16 protein-coding genes are annotated in these 15,442 nt (G+C 71.0%); 13 read left to right on the forward strand and 3 right to left on the reverse strand.

From position 1 onward, the window contains the following. The first annotated feature begins 30 nt into the window (after positions 1-30). From ACWDZ4_RS22855 to ACWDZ4_RS22870, 4 genes are all read left to right on the forward strand, one after another. On the forward strand, positions 31-282 hold the full coding sequence (locus ACWDZ4_RS22855; RefSeq protein ID WP_451510251.1) for a type B 50S ribosomal protein L31: 252 nt from the start codon (positions 31-33) through the stop codon (positions 280-282). After that, a complete protein-coding gene (locus ACWDZ4_RS22860) occupies positions 279-1,430 on the forward strand; it encodes a CobW family GTP-binding protein (protein ID WP_451510252.1) in 1,152 nt (383 codons plus the stop codon). The genes ACWDZ4_RS22855 and ACWDZ4_RS22860 overlap by 4 nt, the downstream gene beginning before the upstream one ends. Continuing rightward, positions 1,427-1,675: a 30S ribosomal protein S18 gene (gene rpsR / locus ACWDZ4_RS22865; protein ID WP_451510253.1), complete on the forward strand. Its 249-nt coding sequence runs from the start codon at positions 1,427-1,429 to the stop codon at positions 1,673-1,675. Before ACWDZ4_RS22860 ends, rpsR begins: the two co-directional genes overlap by 4 nt. Positions 1,676-1,792: 117 nt before the next feature. Continuing rightward, positions 1,793-2,035, forward strand: coding sequence for a DUF397 domain-containing protein (locus ACWDZ4_RS22870; RefSeq protein ID WP_451510254.1), 243 nt, complete (start codon positions 1,793-1,795; stop codon positions 2,033-2,035). An 82-nt stretch (positions 2,036-2,117) separates the two neighbouring features. Here ACWDZ4_RS22870 and ACWDZ4_RS22875 read toward each other — a convergent pair whose 3' ends face one another. After that, entirely contained in the window at positions 2,118-2,621 is a 504-nt protein-coding gene (locus tag ACWDZ4_RS22875) for an ATP-binding protein (RefSeq protein ID WP_451510255.1), read from the reverse strand. 341 nt (positions 2,622-2,962) lie between these two features. Here ACWDZ4_RS22875 and ACWDZ4_RS22880 point away from each other — a divergent pair, with 341 nt between their 5' ends. The 5 genes from ACWDZ4_RS22880 (at position 2,963) to ACWDZ4_RS22900 (ending at position 8,184) form a co-directional block, all read left to right on the forward strand. Continuing rightward, the gene (locus ACWDZ4_RS22880) at positions 2,963-3,826 is read left to right on the forward strand and encodes a helix-turn-helix domain-containing protein (protein ID WP_451510256.1); all 864 of its coding nucleotides are present in this window, start codon (positions 2,963-2,965) and stop codon (positions 3,824-3,826) included. A 63-nt stretch (positions 3,827-3,889) separates the two neighbouring features. Next, complete coding sequence (locus tag ACWDZ4_RS22885; RefSeq protein ID WP_451510257.1) at positions 3,890-5,347, forward strand: aldehyde dehydrogenase family protein; 1,458 nt, start codon at positions 3,890-3,892, stop codon at positions 5,345-5,347. Positions 5,348-5,493: 146 nt separating this feature from the next. After that, complete coding sequence (locus ACWDZ4_RS22890) at positions 5,494-6,042, forward strand: DinB family protein (RefSeq protein ID WP_451510258.1); 549 nt, start codon at positions 5,494-5,496, stop codon at positions 6,040-6,042. A gap of 520 nt (positions 6,043-6,562) precedes the next feature. After that, entirely contained in the window at positions 6,563-7,321 is a 759-nt protein-coding gene (locus ACWDZ4_RS22895) for a MerR family transcriptional regulator (protein WP_451510313.1), read from the forward strand. Positions 7,322-7,479: 158 nt separating this feature from the next. Then, complete coding sequence (locus ACWDZ4_RS22900) at positions 7,480-8,184, forward strand: DedA family protein (RefSeq protein ID WP_451510259.1); 705 nt, start codon at positions 7,480-7,482, stop codon at positions 8,182-8,184. Between the two features lie 72 nt (positions 8,185-8,256). On the opposite strand, the gene ACWDZ4_RS22905 is transcribed toward ACWDZ4_RS22900, so the two are convergent. Together ACWDZ4_RS22905 and ACWDZ4_RS22910 are read right to left on the reverse strand one after the other, a co-directional pair. Then, a complete protein-coding gene (locus ACWDZ4_RS22905; RefSeq protein WP_451510260.1) occupies positions 8,257-10,011 on the reverse strand; it encodes a threonine/serine exporter family protein in 1,755 nt (584 codons plus the stop codon). A 150-nt stretch (positions 10,012-10,161) separates the two neighbouring features. Then, a complete protein-coding gene (locus ACWDZ4_RS22910) occupies positions 10,162-10,656 on the reverse strand; it encodes an inorganic diphosphatase (RefSeq protein WP_069930540.1) in 495 nt (164 codons plus the stop codon). A gap of 180 nt (positions 10,657-10,836) precedes the next feature. Between ACWDZ4_RS22910 and dacB the strand changes: the two genes are divergently transcribed. The 4 genes from dacB (at position 10,837) to hpt (ending at position 15,276) form a co-directional block, all read left to right on the forward strand. Further along, positions 10,837-12,273, forward strand: a complete 1,437-nt coding sequence (gene dacB, locus ACWDZ4_RS22915) for a D-alanyl-D-alanine carboxypeptidase/D-alanyl-D-alanine endopeptidase (RefSeq protein ID WP_451510261.1) — start codon at positions 10,837-10,839, stop codon at positions 12,271-12,273. 76 nt (positions 12,274-12,349) lie between these two features. Further along, complete coding sequence (locus tag ACWDZ4_RS22920; protein ID WP_451510262.1) at positions 12,350-13,480, forward strand: zinc-dependent metalloprotease; 1,131 nt, start codon at positions 12,350-12,352, stop codon at positions 13,478-13,480. A gap of 174 nt (positions 13,481-13,654) precedes the next feature. Further along, complete coding sequence (tilS, locus tag ACWDZ4_RS22925; protein WP_451510263.1) at positions 13,655-14,692, forward strand: tRNA lysidine(34) synthetase TilS; 1,038 nt, start codon at positions 13,655-13,657, stop codon at positions 14,690-14,692. A 44-nt stretch (positions 14,693-14,736) separates the two neighbouring features. Continuing rightward, on the forward strand, positions 14,737-15,276 hold the full coding sequence (hpt, locus tag ACWDZ4_RS22930; RefSeq protein WP_037647340.1) for a hypoxanthine phosphoribosyltransferase: 540 nt from the start codon (positions 14,737-14,739) through the stop codon (positions 15,274-15,276). The last annotated feature ends 166 nt before the right edge of the window (positions 15,277-15,442 follow it).

A 15,442-nucleotide genomic window follows, 5' to 3' on the forward strand; every position in this document is an offset into this window, starting at 1 on the left:
ACCAGCCAGACCAGAAGGGGGCATCACTCCATGAAGCCCGGAATCCACCCGCCGTACGGCCCCGTCGTCTTCCGTGACAAGGCCGGCGGCTTCGCCTTCCTCACCCGCTCCACCCTGACCAGCGACAAGACGGTGGAGTGGGAGGACGGCCGCTCGTACCCCGTCGTCGACGTGGAGATCTCCTCGCAGAGCCACCCCTTCTACACGGGGACGGCGCGCGTCCTGGACACCGCCGGACGCGTGGAGCGCTTCGAACGCCGTTACGGGGCGAAGAAGCGGTGAGCGGCGAGGCATCGAAGCTGCCGGTCGTCATCGTCGGCGGGCTGCACTCCGACGCACGCAAGGAGGTCGTGGAGCAACTGCTGAGCCGGGTCCCCGGCAGCGTCGCCCTGCACCACGACCTCTCGACCGCGGCCGAAGGGACGGTACGCCGCACCGTCCGCGACACCGGGGGCATATGCACGTCCGGCGAAGCGCCGCTGGTCAACGACTGCGCCTGCTGCGCGCTGCGCGAAGACCTCGTGCCCGAGCTGGAGCGGCTGGCCGGCAGCGGCCTCACCCGCCTCGCGGTCGTCGAGCTGTGGGACTCGGTCGAGCCCAAGGCGATGGCCGAGGTCGTCGTCGCGCACGGCGGGGACGTACTCGACCTCACCGCCGTCATGACCGCCGTCGACCCCGCGCTGCTCCTGCCCTGCCTCGGCTGCGGCGACGACCTGGCGGAGGCCGGCCTGGCCGCGGCGGCGACCGACCGGCGGACGGTCGCGGACACCTGGGCGCGGCAGCTGGAGTACGCCCCGGTCCTGGCCGTCGTCGAGAGTGAGGAGGCGGACGAACAGGACGAAGCCCTCCTCGTGCAGCTGCACCCGACGGCCCGCCGGGTCCGGGCCGCGTCCGGCGAGCTGGCCGAGGCGGCCTTCGCCGGCTTCGACATCGAGGCGGCGGCCACCCGCCAGCACCCGGCGTGCGCGCTGCTTCCGCAGGACGCGGACGACAAGGGCGTCTCCACGCTGGTGTGGCACCGCGACCGCCCCTTCCACCCGGAGCGGCTGTACGCGGCGCTGGAGGACCTGACCTGCTCCGCGGCCCGCAGCCGGGGCCGCTTCTGGCTCGCCGACCGGCCGGACACGCTGATGGCGTGGGACGCGGCGGGCGGAGCACTGTGCGTGGAGAGCGCGGGGCCGTGGCTGGCGTCGCTGCCGGACGCCGCGTGGGAGATGGTCCCGCCGGTCCGCAGGGCGGCGGCCGCACTCGACTGGCACCCCGAGCACGGGGACTGCTGCCAGCACCTGGTCTTCACGTCCCCCGGGCTCGACCGCGACGGGCTCGAAGGGCTCCTCGAATCCTGCTTGCTGACCGACGCCGAATACGCGGCGGGGCGTGATGCGTGGAAGCGCCTGCCGTCCGCTTTTGATTCCCTTCTGGAGGCATGATGTCCCGGCCGTTCCGAGGTAATGACCCTCGCAAATCCGCCAAGTCCCGCCCCAATCCGCTGGACGAGGCGGGTATTGCGTACCTTGACTACAAGGACACCGGTCTGCTGCGGAAATTCATTTCGGATCGCGGGAAGATCCGCAGCCGCCGTGTGACAAGGGTCTCGGCCCAGCAGCAGCGGCAGCTGGCACGGGCCGTCAAGAACGCCAGGGAGATGGCCCTCCTGCCGTACTCCTCGCGCTGAGCGGGGATTCTGTAACCGAAGGAACACCCCGCGTGCACGTGCATCTGCCCATGCATCAGCAAGTGAACAAAGCTATGATCCGGGGCAGTTGACATCTGCACTTTCCGGGAGCGACCTGTGCACCACGCGTACAACGGCATGGCGGCCACAGAGCTCCACGGGGTGGTCTGGCAGAAGAGCAGGCACAGCAACTCACAGGGTTCCTGCGTGGAGTTCGCCAAATTGCCGGGCGGGAATGTGGCGGTCCGCAATTCGCGCCACCCGGACGGGCCCGCTCTCGTCTACACGCCCGCCGAGATCGAGGCGATGCTGCTCGGCGTCAAGGGCGGCGAGTTCGACCACCTGATAGCCGGCGGCTGACCGGTAGCCACCGGCCCCGGCGGCAACGATCCGCTACCAGCTACCAGCTACCAGCTACCAGCTACCAGCTACCAGCTACCAGCTACTCGGCTCTCAGGCGGAACAGCGCCCAGACGACCTTGCCGCTCGGTCGCCCGGCGAGCGGGTGCCAGCCCCAGCTGTCGCTGAACGAGTCGACCAGGAACAGGCCACGTCCCGACTCGGCGGAGAAGTCGTCCGCCTCACGCGTCACCGGACTCTCGTCACTGGGGTCGCGCACCGCGCACACCAGACGCGAGGTCCAGCGCATCAGGTGCAGCCGTACGGGCGGGTCCTGCTCGCCCGTACGCGGGACGTCGGCCGGCAGGGCGTGCCGCAGTGCGTTGGTGACGAGCTCGGAGACGACCAGGGCCACGTCGTCGAAGCGCTCGCCGAGCTCCCACCGGGCCAGCGTCGACTTGGTGAACTGCCGGGCGCCGCACACCGCCTCGTACCGGGCGGGCAGCGCGCAGGAGGCCGAGTTGGAGACCGCCGCGGGGTCGATGGGTGGGAGGCCCTGCCTCAGTGGCTCGAACGGCTCGAGCACGGTCGATCCATTCGTCCCCATACGAGGCACTCCCGGGATTCGCGGTCGTTGCGATACGGCGGTAGCGGTGCGGCGGTGGTACGGCGACAGCACGTAAAGAGCATGCAGGTGCGCGCGGACCATGGTTCCGAATGAGTACGGCAGATGCAAGGGCAGATGCACGTGCACGTGCCGGACCTGTTCGTTTCCGTGACAGTTCTTGCGTATTTCTTCCGCTGTCCTCTTTCGGCGCCTTGTGTGGCTCTTGCCATTTCTGTAACCGAACGAGTACGGGGTGAAGCGTTTTGATGGCAGACTGCGCCTCTCGGGGCCCGGGGGAGGGCTTCCGCTGCTGAGCTGTCGGACTGGGGAGGGCCGGAGAAGTGACCGCAGGCGAGTCGAGCGGCTCCGTGGTGCGGCGCATCCTGCTGGGATCCCAGCTCAGGCGGTTGCGCGAGTCGCGTGGTGTCACCCGCGAGGCGGCCGGCTACTCGATCCGAGCGTCCGAATCGAAGATCAGCCGCATGGAGTTGGGACGGGTGAGCTTCAAGGCCAGAGATGTCGAGGACCTGCTGACCCTCTACGGCGTCGCGGACGCGGCGGAGCGCGAGTCTCTGCTGAGCCTGGCGCGGGAGGCCAACGTGGCGGGCTGGTGGCACAGTTACGGCGACGTACTGCCCGGCTGGTTCCAGACGTACATCGGACTGGAGGGTGCCGCCTCGCTCATCCGGATCTACGAAGTCCAGTTCGTCCACGGCCTGTTGCAGACCGAGCGTTACGCCCACGCGGTCGTCACCCGCGGCATGCCCCACGCGAGCGCCGCCGAGACCGACCGCAGGGTGGCCCTGCGCCTGGAGCGCCAGAAGGTGCTGGTGTCCGAGCGCGCGCCGCACTTCCACGCCGTGCTCGACGAGGCCGCGCTGCGCCGCCCGTACGGCGACCGGGCCGTGATGCGGGAGCAGTTGCGGCACCTCATCGAGGTCTCGGAGCAGCCGAACATCACGCTTCAGGTCATGCCGTTCAGCTTCGGCGGACACGCGGGCGAGAGCGGCGCGTTCACGATGCTGCGGTTCCCCGAGTCGGACCTCTCGGACCTCGTCTACCTGGAGCAGCTCACCAGCGCGCTCTACCTGGACAAGCGCGAGGAAGTCGCCCAGTACGAACGGGTGATGGAGCGGCTCCAGAAGGACAGTCCGAGCCCCGCCGAGTCCCGGGACGTGCTCCGTGGTCTGCTCCAACTGACGTAACCCGCCAGTAGGATGGTGTCCCGACGGGAGTCCGCACCTGCTCACCCTGCAGTAAGGGATCGCATGTCCTTCTTCACCGACCTGGCCCACCAGTACATCGACGGCGAGTGGCGGACCGGCGGCGGCTCGTGGGACATCATCGACTTCAACCCCTACAGCGGGGAGAAGCTCGCCGCGATCACGGTGGCCTCGGTGGACGAGGTCGACGAGGCGTACCTGGCGGCGGAGCGCGCGCAGCCCGCCTGGGCCTCGTCGAGCGCGTACCGCAGGAGGGACGTCCTCGAACGCGCCCTGCGGATCACGGAGGAGCGGGAGGACGAGATCGCCGAGGCGATCACCGACGAGCTCGGCGGTACGCGGCTGAAGGCGTCGTACGAGATCGACCTCGCCAAGGAGTTCCTGCGCGAGGCGATGCGGACGGCGCTGCGCCCCGGGGCGGTCATCCTGCCCTCGCCCGTGGAGGGCAAGGAGAACCGCGTGCACCGGCTGCCGGTCGGCGTCGTCGGGGTCATAAGCCCCTTCAACTTCCCGTTCCTGGTGACGCTCAAGTCGGTCGCCCCCGCGCTGGCGCTCGGCAACGCGGTCGTGATCAAGCCGAACCAGAACACGCCGGTCGTCGGCGGCGGCCTGATCGCCAAGATCTTCGAGGACGCGGGGCTGCCGGCCGGGCTGCTCAACGTGCTCGTCACGGACATCGCGGAGATCGGCGACGCGCTGATAGAGCACCGGGTGCCGAAGGTGATCTCCTTCGCGGGCTCCGACAAGGTGGGACGGCACGTCGCCGCGGTCGCCGCGAGCCACTTCAAGCGCACCGTGCTCGAACTGAGCGGCAACAGCGCATTGGTGGTGCTGGACGACGCGGACATCGACTACGCGGTGGACGCCGCGGTCTTCAGCCGCTTCGTGTACCAGGGGCAGGTCTGCATGGCCGCCAACCGCGTCCTGGTGGACCGGTCCGTGGAGGCGGAGTTCACGGAGAAGTTCGTCGCGAAGGTACGGTCCCTGGTGACCGGCGACCCGGCCGACCCCGGGACCCACATCGGCCCGGTCATCAACAGTTTCCAGGCGGACTCCCTGACGGGGCTGGTGGAGCAGGCGCTCGCGGAGGGCGCGACCGCGCTCGTGCGGGGCGCGGTGCGCGGCAACCTCGTCGAGCCGACCGTACTGAGCGACCTGCCGGCCGGCTCTTCGGTCCTGGAGCAGGAGATCTTCGGGCCCGTGGTGCTGCTGCTGCCCTTCGACGGTGAGGAAGAGGCCGTACGGATGACCAACGACAGCCGGTACGGGCTGAGCGGGGCGGTGCACACGGGGAACCTGGAGCGGGGTGTGCGGTTCGCCGAGCGGATCGAGACCGGGATGATCCACATCAACGACGCGACCGTCCAGGACGAACCGCAGGTGGCCTTCGGCGGCGAGAAGCTCTCGGGGATCGGGCGGCTGAACGGGGAGTCGGCGGTGGAGGCGTTCACCACCCAGAAGTGGATCTCGGTGCAGCACGGCCGGAGGAAGTTCCCCTTCTGACTGTCCCTTCCGACGCGGGCCGGCGCGGATCGACGCGGGCCGGCGCGGGCCGATGCGGACAGGAGCTGTCCGCAAGGGTTCGTAACGTGGTTCTTGTCAGCAGGACGGCAGCGTCCCTGAACCCCCTTCGACAAGAGGCGGACACCATGGTCGTGCACGTGAACCCCGAGGCCCGCGACGACGAGCGCGGCGCGCTCCTGGCCTTCCTGGACGCCGAGCGCGGCGGCATCCGCCGGGCGCTGCTCGGCCTGACGGACGAGCAGGCGGCGACGAGGCCGAGCGCGAGCGAGCGCTCGCTCTCCGGGCTCCTCAAGCACGTGTCCGAGACCGAGCAGGCATGGCTGGCCCGGGCGAAGCAGGTCGCACCGGAGATCCAGCGGTCCGAGGAGAACTGGCACGAGAGCTTCCGTCTCACCGGTGACGAGACGGTCGAGAGCCGTCTGGCGTACTGGGAGAAGGCCGCCCGGCAGACCGAAGAGTTCATCCGTTCCGTGCCCAGCCTGGACGACACCTTCCCGCTGCCCGACGAGCCCTGGTTCCCCGGCGGGCAGCGGGTCTCCATGCGCTGGCTGCTGCTCCGGCTGATCACCGAGATGTCCCGGCACGCCGGCCACGCCGACATCATCCGCGAGAGCCTGGACGGCAGGACGGCGTTCGAGCTGGTGGCGCTGGAGCGCGGCGAAACCTGGGGCTGAACCGGCCGGCAGCACGGGCGCGCGCACGGCTGACGGCCGGTGGACGCGCGGCCCGATCGCCCGGGTCGAGGGCGGGGCGTGCACCTTCGCCGGCTGATCGAGGCGGTACGGAGGTCCGGTCGGCCGAGCCACTCGAAAAGACGGTCGGAGAAGGGGGACCCGGGCGTGCTCTGCGGTGTACCAGAAGGAGAAGCGGTCCACCGCGAGACCGGGGGGCTTCGATGCGCAGGCCGTTCGGATCGGCAGGGACGCTGACCGGCGCCGTTCTCGCGGCGCCGGCTGCACGCTGCTCGCGAAGCTGCTCGCGAAGTGCGGGCAGGACGCGGAGCGGCCCGAGAGCGGGTTCTGCCGCCCGTACGTGGCGGTCCTGGACGGGGGAGCGTCGCAGTGGCGGCTGCGCGAGTCACCACTGGGCGACTGCCGGGACCGGCCTCGGCGGCCGGCGCCCGGGGCTTGCACCTCACGTGACGTGAGGGCTCAGGCTGAGGTGCGTACCGAGAAGAAGAAGGAGCGGAAAGCGATGGGCTACTCCGTCGGACAGGTCGCCGGATTCGCCGGAGTGACAGTGCGCACACTGCACCACTACGACGAGATCGGACTGCTCTCCCCGAGCGGCCGCAGCCACGCGGGCCATCGGCGCTACGACGACGCCGACCTCGACCGGTTGCAGCGGATCCTGTTCTACCGGGAGCTCGGCTTCCCGCTCGACGAGGTGGCGGCCCTCCTCGACGACCCGGACGTGGACCCGCAGGAACACCTGCGGCGCCAGCACGAGCTGCTGTCCGGCCGGATCACGAGACTGCAGGAGATGGCCGCCGCCGTCGAGACCGCCTTGGAGGCACGGAAGATGGGCATCAACCTCACCCCGGAAGAGAAGTTCGAGGTCTTCGGCGACCACGACCCCGAGCAGTACGCCGAGGAGGTCGAGCGGCGCTGGGGCACCAGCGAGGCGTACACGCAGTCGCAGCGCAGGACCGCGTCGTACACCAAGGAGGACTGGCTGCGGATCAAGGCGGAGGGCGAGGAGAACACCGCCCGCCTGGTCGCCGCCATGGAGGAGGGTGCCGCGCCCGACTCGGTCCGGGCCATGGACCTGGCCGAGGAGCACCGCGCCTGGATCAGCGGCAATCACTACGACTGCGGCTACGACATGCACGTCTGCCTCGCCGAGATGTACGTCACGGACGAGCGCTTCACCACCTCCATCGACGCGGCGAAGCCCGGTCTGGCCGCCTATCTGCGCGAGGCGATCCTGGCCAACGCCGCCCGCCACGCGTAACGCGGCGGAACGAGCGACAGGACAAACAGCCCATGTGGGCCCCGGGGGCGCCCCGGGGCCCACGGGAACGCCTACTGGAACCAGGAGTGCTCCGGCCACGTTGATAGCTTTGGTCGGCAACCCCGCCGCAGACGATCCCACCCTGGAGCCGGTACCCGATGAATACGCTTGCGCTCGGACCGGCCTGGCTGGATCCGGACTACCTGCTGGAGCAGTTCGGCCTGATCGGTCTGCTGGTCATCGTCTTCGCCGAGTCCGGCCTGCTCATCGGCTTCTTCCTGCCGGGCGACTCGCTGCTGTTCACCACCGGTCTGCTGGTGACCACGGGGGTCCTGGACACCCCGCTGTGGCTGGTCTGCACCCTGGTCTGCATCGCGGCGATCGTCGGCGACCAGGTCGGCTATCTCTTCGGCCGCAAGGTCGGCCCCGCCCTCTTCAAGCGCCCGGACTCCAAGCTCTTCAAGCAGGAGAACGTCGAGAAGGCCCACGAGTTCTTCGAGAAGTACGGGCCGAAGTCGCTGGTCCTGGCCCGCTTCGTGCCGATCGTCCGCACCTTCACGCCGATCATCGCCGGTGTCAGCCGGATGAACTACCGCTCGTTCATCACGTTCAACGTCATCGGCGGTGTGCTCTGGGGCGCCGGCGTCACGCTGCTCGGCGCCTCGCTCGGCAAGATCGAGTTCGTCCACAAGAACATCGAAGCGATCCTGATCCTGATCGTGCTGATCTCGGTCGTGCCGATCGTCATCGAGTACCTGCGCGCCCGCAGCAAGGGCAGGAAGGCCGCCGCGGCCGAGGCCGCCGGCCAGGCCGCCGACGGCACGTCCCCGGCCCCCCAGCGCGGCCGCCACGCCAAGCGCTGACCGGGCGGATCCCCGTACGCACAAGGAGCGGATCCCCGTACGCACAAGGACCGGATCCGCTCCGTACGAGACCTAGAAGCCGCGCGTCCGCTTGGCCGCGCGGCGGCTCGCCCCACGCCCCGCCCCCGGCATCTTCAGGAACAGCCGGGAGATCTCGCCACCCAGGTTCACCCCGATGGCGATCGCGAGCGACAGCGCCGCCGCCTTCGACAGCGACGCGAGCCCCGAGTTCAGGTCGTTCTGCGCGATGGCCAGCAGACCGAAGTACGTCGCCGAACCCGGCAGCAGCGGTCCGATCGCCGCCGTGACGTACGGCAGCGCCGAGGCGTACTGGTAGCGCGAGAACAGCTGCCCGAAGAGCCCCACGAGCCCGGCCGCGACGGCCGTCGAAGCCACCTGCGAGATCTCGCCGACGTCGTGCATCGCGCCGTAGACGAGCCAGGCCACTCCGCCGTTCAGCGTCACTATCAGCACGGTGTTGCGTTCCTGCTGGAGCAGGATCGCGAAGGCGAAACAGAGCAGCATCGACGCCAGGATCTGCGTCACCGGGCGCTCGACCGCCTCCAGCGCCGTCGCCGCGTGCAGCTCCGCGTCCAGCTGCACCCCCAGGTAGAGCACGACCAGCACGCCGATGACGATCGCGATGAAGAAGTACATGACTTCGAGCAGCCGCGCCGAGGCGGTGATGTAGTAGCCGGTCAGGCCGTCCTGGACGCCCGCGACCAGGGCCCGCCCCGGCAGCAGCGCGAAGAGCCCACCGGTGATCACGGCGGAGGGCCGCACGTCCCACATCGTCGTCGTCGGCGCCAGCGTGAGCGCCACCCCTATCGCGGCGGGCGGCATCGCCGCCACCAGGAACTGGTAGAACTCCGGCAGCCCGCGCCCCGCGCACAGCCACGCCAGCCGGTCGCCGAGCATCGCTCCGATCGCGGCCGCCAGGAACACCACGGGCCCACCGCCGACCAGCACCGAGGCCGCGCCGGCCAGCAGCCCGCTGGCCGCCGTCAGCGCCCAGCCGGGGTACGGGTGGCGGTTGCGGCGTATCTCCGCCAGCGTGCGGTACGCCTCCTCCAGCGTGACGTCGGTGTCCGGGGACGTGATGTCGTCGATGAGGTGGTAGACCGCGGCCAGCCGGGTGTAGTCGGTGCCCCGGCGGCGCACGGTCCGGCTCGCCGTCACCGGGTCCTCCACCAGTGACGGCTGGTACGAGATCGACAGCAGGGTGAAGGTGACGTTCGGCTCGCAGCGGTCGAGCCCGTACGCCCGGCTGACACCGAACATCGCGGCCTCGACGTCCTCGGCCCCCTCGCCGCCCGCGAGCAGCAGCTCCCCGATACGCAGCGTCAGGTCCAGCACGCGCGGTACGGCGGGCCCGGCCTCGTCGTGCCGCTGCACCGGCTCCGGCACGGGCCGGTCGCCCACCGGCATGCGCAGCAGCGTGCGCATCCGGTCCTGCCAGGGCGCCTCCTTGGTCAGCTTGACCATGGGCATGCCGTGGGCCGGGGTGAACGCGGGCGGCGGGTTGCGGGCGCTGTAGCTGCTCGGGGTGTCGAAGGCCGACGCCTCCGGCATCACGTGGTGCTCCCCGGTGGTCAGCCCCGGCGGAAGGGCGAACTCGGAGGTCGGGCTGTCCTCGTCGGCCGGCTCCGGCTGCTCCACCCCGGCCGGCGGCGCGAAGGCGCTGCGCGCCTCGTCCGACTGCGGCTTGCGGTCCTCGGGGCCCTCGCTCCCGGCCCCAGTGCCGCCGCGCTTCGGCTCCGCCACCACTCGCCTCGCTTCGATTCCTTGATCCAGTGAGCCCGCCTGCCCGGTGAACGGCCAGGCCATGCCCCGTTCGGTGCCCAGGCACTGCCCAGGCAGTGTCCAGTATGCGGACGGACACCTTCCCCTTGCGGGTGGCTCAACACACGGCGGGCGGTGCGCCCCCGTTGGGGTGCACCGCCCGCCGTCGTGGTGTCGCGTGAGCCCGGGGGCTCGTCAGTGGCTGCCGCCCTGCGCCTGCAGGCGCTTGTACGAGGCCTCGACCTCGGCCTCGGCCTCGGTACGGCCGACCCAGTCGGCGCCCTCGACGGACTTGCCGGGCTCCAGGTCCTTGTAGACCTCGAAGAAGTGCTGGATCTCCAGGCGGTCGAACTCCGACACGTGGTGGATGTCGCGCAGGTGCTCCACCCGCGGGTCCGACGCCGGGACGCACAGCAGCTTGTCGTCGCCGCCGGCCTCGTCGGTCATCCGGAACATGCCGATCGCGCGGCACTTGATGACACAGCCGGGGAACGTGGGCTCGTCCAGCAGTACGAGCGCGTCCAGCGGGTCGCCGTCCTCGCCGAGGGTGTTCTCGACGAAGCCGTAGTCCGCCGGGTAGCTCGTGGAAGTGAAGAGTCGACGGTCCAGGCGGATCCGACCGGTCTCGTGGTCCACCTCGTACTTGTTCCGCGAACCCTTCGGGATCTCGATGGTGACGTCGAACTCCACGGGTGGCTCCTCCATGATCAGCACATGCTTCGGGTGGTGCTGCGTCCTCCTGGGGAGCGACCCCCAGACCTCCCAGCCGGTTCGGTAGGCCGGACGAGCCGGGGCGTCACGCTCCCGGCAACACGCAGTGGTTAAGTGTCCCTCACGCAGGTGGGTGATCGCGAAAGGGGCTGGTCCGAGGTGCCGGAGCGAAAAATATGGCAGCTCGCGACGGTCGCGGCGGTGGCCGGTCTCGCCCTCTCCGCCGGGGCGGTGACCGCGGCGGGCCCCTGGGACTCCGGTCAGCGTAAGGCCGAGCGGGCATGGGCCGCCTCCCAGGGGCACGGGGGTACGGGGAAAGGTGGCGCACGTCACGAACCGCCGCCGCCCGCCGCCCCGGCGCCCGCCCCCAGCGCGCCCGGTGTGCTCACCGCGCTCGGTTCGCCCGTGCCGCCGCCGGCCCCCGGCGCGCTCGCGGACGCCCTCGAACCGCTGCTGCGCGACCCCGCGCTCGGCACGGTGCGTACCGCGTCGGTGCTCGACACCGCGACGGGCACCCAGGTGTACGGGAAGGGCGACGCGGACGGGCTGGTCCCGGCGTCCACCGTCAAGATCGCGACGACGGCCGCCGCGCTCCTGGCCCTCGGCCCCGACCACCGCATCGCCACCACCGTCACCGCGGTCCCCGACGGCAAGAAGGTCGTGCTGGCCGGCGGCGGCGACCCCACGCTCGACCGGGACGACCTGGCCTCCCTGGCCGACGACACCGTACGGGTGCTGCGGGACCGCGGTGTCACCGAGGCGGAGCTGGCGTACGACGTCTCGCTGTACTCGGGGCCCGCCCTTCACCCCATCAGCCCCAACGAGAACATCAGCCCCGTCTCCCCCCTGATGCTGGAGGAGGGCCGCCTCGACGGCTCCCGCCACGGTCCCGCCCCGCGCAGCACCGACCCGGCGGGCGACGCCGCCCGCGCCTTCGCCGAGATGCTGCGCGAACGCGGCGTCGAGGTGAAGCGGGCCCCCGCCGCCGGGAAGGCGCCCGGCGGCGCCGCACCGGTCGCCAGGACCCTCTCCGCGCCCCTCTCCGCCCTCGTCGAGCGCACCCTCACCCACAGCGACAACGACCTCGCCGAGGCCCTCGCCCGCCAGACCGCGCTCGCCTCGGACGAACCGGCCAGTTTCGAAGGAGCGGGCAGGGCCGTCGAGGCGCGGCTGAAGAAGCTCCGGCTGCCGCTGGCCGACGCCCGTTTCGCCGACGGCAGCGGCCTGGACCGCGCCGGCAGCGTCTCGGCCGCCCTGCTCTCCGGACTCCTCGCCCGCGCCGCCGACCCGGCCCGCCCCGAGCTGCGGCCCGTCCTGACCGGCCTCCCCGTGGCCGGTTTCAACGGCACCCTGAAGAACCGGTACACCGAGGACTCCGCGGGCACGGGCACGGTCCGCGCCAAGACCGGCACCCTCACCGGCGTGAACACCCTGGCCGGAACCGTCGTCGACGCGGACGGCCGGCTCCTCTCCTTCGCCTTCCTCGCCGAGGGCGCCAAGGACCCCGCCGCGGCCCAGTCCGCCCTGGACCGGCTGGCCTCCGCGATCGCCAACTGCGGCTGCGAGCCCTCCGGCGGGCGGCCGGGACGTACGTGAACCCCGAGGAAGTTCAGGGGTACGGGTGGGGGACGACACCTGACCGCGGGCCCGGTCGACAACGTACGGTTGACGCATGACGAGCATCAGTGGTGCGGAGATGGTCGACTGGAACCTCGCGGTGGCGACCGCGACCCGACTGGTGAGGCCGGGCCCCGACGTGAGCCGGGACGAGGCGCGAGCCGTCGTCGCCGAGCTCCGCCGGCACGCCAAGGCCTCCGAGGAGCACGTCCGCTCCTTCACACGGATGATCCCCGAGGGGCACGAGCCGCAGGACACCCCGGTCCTGGTCGTCGACCGGGCCGGCTGGATCAGGGCGAACGTCGCCGGGTTCCGGGAAGTGCTGCGGCCGCTGCTCGACAAGATGCAGGAGCGCAGGGGCTCGGGCCCCGGCAACGCGGTGCTCGGCGCGGTCGGCGGCAAGGTGACCGGCGTCGAGGTCGGCATGCTGCTCTCCTTCCTCGCCTCGCGCGTCCTCGGGCAGTACGAGACGTTCGCCCCGCCCTCCCGCGAGCTGCCCGCCGGTACCGGCGGCGGCCGCCTCCTGCTCGTCGCCCCCAACGTCGTGCACGTCGAGCGGGAGCTCGAAGTGGACCCGCACGACTTCCGGCTCTGGGTCTGCCTGCACGAGGAGACCCACCGCACCCAGTTCACGGCCGTGCCCTGGCTGCGCGACCACCTGGAGGGCGAAATCCAGTCGTTCCTCGCCGAGACCGAGGTCGACCCGATGACCGTCCTGGAGCGGCTGCGCGAGGCGGCCCAGTCGCTGGCCGGCGGCCGCCCCGAGGGCGAGGCGGGCGAGGACGGCGGCCGCAGCCTCGTCGAGATCGTCCAGACCCCCGCCCAGCGCGAGATCCTGGGCCGCCTGACCGCGGTCATGTCGCTGCTCGAAGGCCACGCCGACTTCGTGATGGACGGCGTGGGCCCCGACGTGGTGCCCTCCGTCGCCGAGATCCGCGAGAAGTTCCAGCAGCGCAGGGCCCGCGGCGCGAGCCGCCTCGACCTCGCCCTGCGCAAGCTGCTCGGTCTGGACGCCAAGCTCCGTCAGTACCGCGACGGTGAGCGTTTCGTGCGCGCTGTGGTGGAGGAGGTCGGGATGGACGGCTTCAACCGGGCCTGGACCTCCCCGAACACGCTTCCCACCAAGGCCGAGATCGCCAGACCGGCGGACTGGGTCGCGCGGGTGCACCGTAGGGCAGAGTCGTGATCGGATCCGGCCGACGGCAGGAGTACGCCCCTTCAATCACCCATCCGAGGGACCGTGAGGGCTGAGTAGGCGTGCGATGCTCGGGTAATGGCTCGGCTCTGTCACCATCGACGCACTCTGTGTGACTGGCTTCTCCTCCCGAGGCACCCCCAACTTCACCGAAGGGCACCGGACATGGGTCCCCATCCTGCGGTCGCAGCGATACGCCTGGCGGTCCGCCGCGTACTCCACGACGTACTCAACGACATCACTTCACGCACGGCACCGGTCACCGCACCGGGCGCGCCCCCGCACGAGCCGCCCCCGCCGCTCGTGCTGGTCGCGTGTTCCGGCGGCGCCGACTCCATGGCGCTCGCCTCCGCCCTCGCCTTCGAAGCGCCCAAGCTCGGCATCCGGGCAGGGGGCGTCACCATCGACCACGGCCTCCAGGAAGGCTCCGACGTACGGGCCGGCGAGGTCGTCCACCGCCTCGCCGCACTGCGCCTCGATCCCGTCGAGGCCGTCGCGGTGACCGTCGGCCGCGGCGGCGGCCCCGAAGCGGCCGCCCGCGACGCCCGCTACGCCGCGCTGGACGCCACCGCGGAGCGCCACGGCGCCGCCGCGGTCCTGCTCGGCCACACGCGCGACGACCAGGCCGAGACGGTCCTGCTCGGCCTCGCCCGCGGTTCCGGCATCCGCTCGCTGTCCGGCATGGCCGCCGTGACCGGCGCCGGCCGCTACCGCAGGCCCTTCCTCCAGCTCGACCGGCAGACCGCCCGCAAGGCGTGCCTGGTCCAGTCGCTGCCCGTCTGGGACGACCCGCACAACACCGACCCCGCCTACACGCGCTCGCGGCTGCGCCACGACGGCCTGCCGGCCCTGGAGAAGGCGCTCGGCAAGGGCGTCGTCGAGGCCCTGGCCCGGACGGCGCAGCTCTCCCGGGACGACGCCGACGCCCTGGACGGCTGGGCCGCCGAGGCGGACGCGTCCGTACGGGACGAATCCGGCCACCTGGAGTGCGTCAAGCTCTACGCCCTGCCCCCGGCCGTACGCCGCCGCGTCCTGCGCCGTGCGGCCATCTCGGCGGGCTCACCGGCCGGGGCGCTCTTCGCGCGGCACCTCGAAGAGGTCGACCGGCTGATCACCGGCTGGCGCGGGCAGGGGGGCATCAACCTCCCCGGCCGGGTGGAGGCGCGGCGGCAGGGTGGCAGACTGGTCATTCGGCAGGGCTGATGCGCTGAAGCACTACGAAAGTGACCCGGGTGAACGAGAAGGACATGGGCACCGACCTCAAGTCGGTGCTCATCACCAAGGAAGAAATCGACGCGAAGCTGGCCGAACTGGCCGCGAAGATCGATGCGGAGTACGCGGGCAAGGACCTGCTCATCGTCGGTGTCCTCAAGGGCGCCGTGATGGTCATGGCGGACCTGGCGCGTGCCCTGTCCACCCCCGTCACGATGGACTGGATGGCCGTCTCGTCGTACGGCGCGGGCACCCAGTCCTCCGGTGTGGTGCGCATCCTCAAGGACCTCGACACCGACATCAAGGGCAAGCACGTCCTGATCGTCGAGGACATCATCGACTCGGGCCTGACGCTCTCCTGGCTGCTGTCGAACCTCGGATCGCGCGAGCCCGCCTCCCTGAACGTGTGCACGCTGCTGCGCAAGCCCGAGGCGGCGAAGGTCCAGCTCGACGTGAAGTGGGTCGGCTTCGACATCCCCAACGAGTTCGTCGTCGGCTACGGCCTGGACTACGCCGAGAAGTACCGGAACCTGCCTTTCGTCGGCACGCTCGCGCCGCACGTCTACGGCGGCTGAGCCGGCCGGGCCGGGCCGTGCCCCGCTTGCCGGGAACCTCCACCCGTGTCCCGCCGTTGGAGCAGGGGAAGGCAGGTTCACCGGCCGTCCCCGGCAGTCGCGGGTGACAATGCTGGGGTACCGTCCGAAGAACAGTCTTTTTGAACAGCAGCATTTACCTACGGGC

Source organism: Streptomyces sp. NPDC003016 (genome assembly GCF_053591455.1).